The sequence below is a fragment of the Candidatus Binatia bacterium genome (assembly GCA_036382395.1).
Classification (GTDB): Bacteria; Desulfobacterota; Binatia; order HRBIN30; family HRBIN30; genus JAGDMS01.
The window spans coordinates 1-2,851 of sequence record DASVHW010000133.1 but is presented as its reverse complement, the minus strand read 5'-3'; the positions used below and the strand labels follow the sequence as shown (position 1 = coordinate 2,851).

Genomic DNA, 2,851 nt, shown 5'->3' with positions numbered 1-2,851 from the left:
CGCGCGGGGCGCTCACGCTCGCCGCACTGGCCAACCTGGCCGGGCCTTTCCTGTTTGGCGTCGCAGTGGCCGAGACCATCGGCGCGGAAGTGGCGGATCCACGAACGATCAGTATTGCCGTGGTTCTCGCGGCGCTGCTCGCCGCCAGCTTGTGGGACGTGGCGACCTGGTACCTCGGCATTCCGGTGAGTTCGTCCCACGCTCTGGTCGGCGGCATCGTCGGCGCTGCCGCGACGGGATCCGGCTTTGCGGCGATCCAGGCGCACGGGTTGTGGAAGGTCGCGATCGCATTGCTCGCCTCGCCGCTGATCGGCTTCGTGGTCGCGCTGGCAATCATGCAGGCCATGCTCTGGTTGCTGCGCAACGCGACGCCAAGGGCGAACGTGACGCTGTCGCGGGCGCAGGTTCTGACGGCGACGGCACTCGCGCTTAGCCACGGCGCGAACGATGCGCAAAAAACCATGGGCGTGATCGCCATGGGGTTGCTGACGCTCGGGTTCACCCCGGCGTTCGTCGTGCCATGGTGGGTCATCGTGCTGAGCGCATCGGCGATCGCGCTGGGCACGGCGGTCGGCGGTTGGCGCATCATTCGCACTCTGAGCACGCGCTTCTACAGGATCCATCCGATTCACGGATTTACCTCGCAGCTCGCCTCGGCCGCGGTAATCCTGGGGGCGTCTCTCGCGGGAGGACCGGTGAGCACGACGCAGGTGGTGAGCATGACCATTCTCGGCGCCGGCGCCGCCGAGCGAAAATCCAAGGTACGCTGGTCTGCGCTGGACGAGATCGTAGTGGCCTGGGCGCTGACGCTCCCGGCCACTGCGCTGCTGGCGGTGCCGATCTACTATCTCATCGAATTGATGCTGCGACACGGAGGCTGGTAATGGGCTGGTTCGACGGAAGTTTGAAAGAGGAGAGCAAATTCATCGCCATGCTGATCGGCCAGGCGGCCAAGTCAGTCGAAGCTATCCGCTTTCTGGGGCGCACGCTGGAGCAGGTAAACACGGACACGATCAAGGCACAGCGCACGCTGGCCGAGGATGCGAGCGAGCTGCGCCGCGTGCTCATCGACGAACTGCACAAGACCTTTATCACCCCTCTGGATCGCGAGGACATTTTCAACCTGTCCCACTGTTTCGAGGACATGGTGACCTACGCGCTGACGACGGTGGAGGAGATGAACATCCTCAGGGTCGACGCGGACGACTACATCCGCCAGATGATGAAACTGGTGTGCGAGGAGACGGAGCAGCTCGAACTTGCGACCGTGCGGTTGGCGAAGAATCCGCGTGTCGCCCTGGACCACGCAAACGAAGTGCGTAAACTGGAACGCAGGGTCGAACGCTTGTATCGCACCGCGATCAAGGACCTGTTCGCCCGCGCCACCGACGCGGAGCGTCTGCCCGGCCTGTTCTACCGACGTGAAGTCTACCGGCACATCTCGAACATGTCCGATCGCGCCGACTCGGCGGCGAACGTGTTCGGCATGGTGATTATGAAGCTTACGTGAGCACAACGGATCTTTGCATCAGATTTTATGCGGTGTCCTCCAAGAGGACTTCCGTTGGGCGTATTGAATGCCATCGTTTGCCAAGAGCAACCATTGCGCGCTCCGCGCGCCAACCACGTTTTTCGTACGGATGAAAAGCGCATCCGTACGAAAAACGCGGTTATGGATCAAAGCAAAAATGGTTTGGAGTGGTTTTTATACAAGATCATCGATTGCGTGCGGACGGCTTCTCGTCCGCGCGCAATCGACGATCCGCGCGGACGGGCCGCCGTCCGCGCAAGCATGAAGGAAGCTTTTGATCATGATGCTCGAACTCAAAGAGAAGGTATTTGCGCAGTTGAATGGGCTCACGTTCGAGGAGGTGCAGGCCCGGATCAGCCGGGGAGAGCATCTTGGCGATCCGCAGATCGTGCGCGAGTGGCTCGAACTCCACGCTCCGGAGCGACCTCAGACCCCTGTGGCCTCTGCCATCAACGCCCGCCAGCGCCGGTAACGCGCGCGGATGGCCGGATCCTCGGCGGGCGCGAACACCTCTTCGGTGGCGGCGTTGTTCCATAACGCCGGCCGCCCGGCGGCCAGGTAGCCGATGCCGCGGGTGGTTGCTTCGGCGTCCTCGCGCCGGTGCACGGGCAGCCCGCTTACCGAAGCGAGCCTGCGGCACAGGCCGTCGATCAGCGACACCCCGCCGCTTACGCGGATGCGCGCGGCCGGTGGCACGTGCTTCGCCATCTCCTCGATGTTCGCCTGCAGCAGGAACGCCATGCTTTCGACCACTGCCACGGCCTTTTGCCAGGGCTCGCCTTCGCCGATGAAACGCGAGGTGAAATCGGGCTTCCAGAACGGGCCGCCGAGTCCGGCGATGCCATTGAGGAACAGCGGCGGTTCGCCCGCTGTCGCCAGCCATTGCGGCAGCCGGGAAACGATGTCCTCGATCCCCAGTTCCCCGCGCAGCCACTCGAGCGCCGTGCCCGCGCCATTGACGTTACCCTCGACCGTGTAGACCGTGGTCTCGCCGTCGTCGAGGATGATGCCGGTGAGCTGCCGCGGAACATAGCCAGGATCCCGGGTGAGCACGCGTTGCACGAACGCGCTGGTGCCGATATTGACGTACGCAGAATCCCGGTCCGGCCAGCCGAAGGCGAACACCGCCGCGGACTGGTCGCCGTTCACCGCCACCAGCGGAATCGCCGTGTCTCCCACTCGCAACGTGCCGAAAGGATGGCAGGTGGGCACGCTCCGCGGCAGGAAGCCCTGCGGCAGGCCGAACAGCGAGAGCAGCTCCGGGTCCCAGTCGCGCGTGTGCAGGCTCCAAAGCTGCGTGCGCGCCGCGCACTGCGGATC

4 protein-coding genes are annotated in these 2,851 nt (G+C 64.2%); 3 read left to right on the top strand and 1 reads right to left on the bottom strand.

Features of this window, described 5'->3' with window-relative positions; all coding sequences use genetic code 11:
• The 3 genes from VF515_06370 to VF515_06360 all read left to right on the top strand — a co-directional run.
• Positions 1-884 (top strand): inorganic phosphate transporter (locus VF515_06370; protein ID HEX7407262.1); only part of this gene is annotated, 884 nt, incomplete at its 5' end.
• Positions 884-1,510 carry a DUF47 family protein gene (locus VF515_06365; GenBank protein ID HEX7407261.1) on the top strand — a complete coding sequence of 209 codons (627 nt, stop codon included), beginning with the start codon at positions 884-886 and terminating at the stop codon, positions 1,508-1,510. The genes VF515_06370 and VF515_06365, both read left to right, overlap by 1 nt.
• A 301-nt stretch (positions 1,511-1,811) precedes the next feature.
• Positions 1,812-2,003 carry a hypothetical protein gene (locus VF515_06360; GenBank protein HEX7407260.1) on the top strand — a complete coding sequence of 64 codons (192 nt, stop codon included), beginning with the start codon at positions 1,812-1,814 and terminating at the stop codon, positions 2,001-2,003.
• Here the strand turns inward: VF515_06360 and VF515_06355 are convergent.
• Positions 1,958-2,851 (bottom strand): FGGY-family carbohydrate kinase (locus VF515_06355; GenBank protein HEX7407259.1); only part of this gene is annotated, 894 nt, incomplete at its 5' end. The two genes, VF515_06360 and VF515_06355, sit on opposite strands and share 46 nt — an antisense overlap.

What these genes read in the sequence shown, in the direction of transcription:
- VF515_06360 (HEX7407260.1), top strand. Translation starts at nt 1,812, where the DNA reads ATGATGCTCGAACTCAAAGAGAAGGTATTTGCGCAGTTGAATGGGCTC.
- VF515_06365 (HEX7407261.1), top strand. Translation starts at nt 884, where the DNA reads ATGGGCTGGTTCGACGGAAGTTTGAAAGAGGAGAGCAAATTCATCGCC.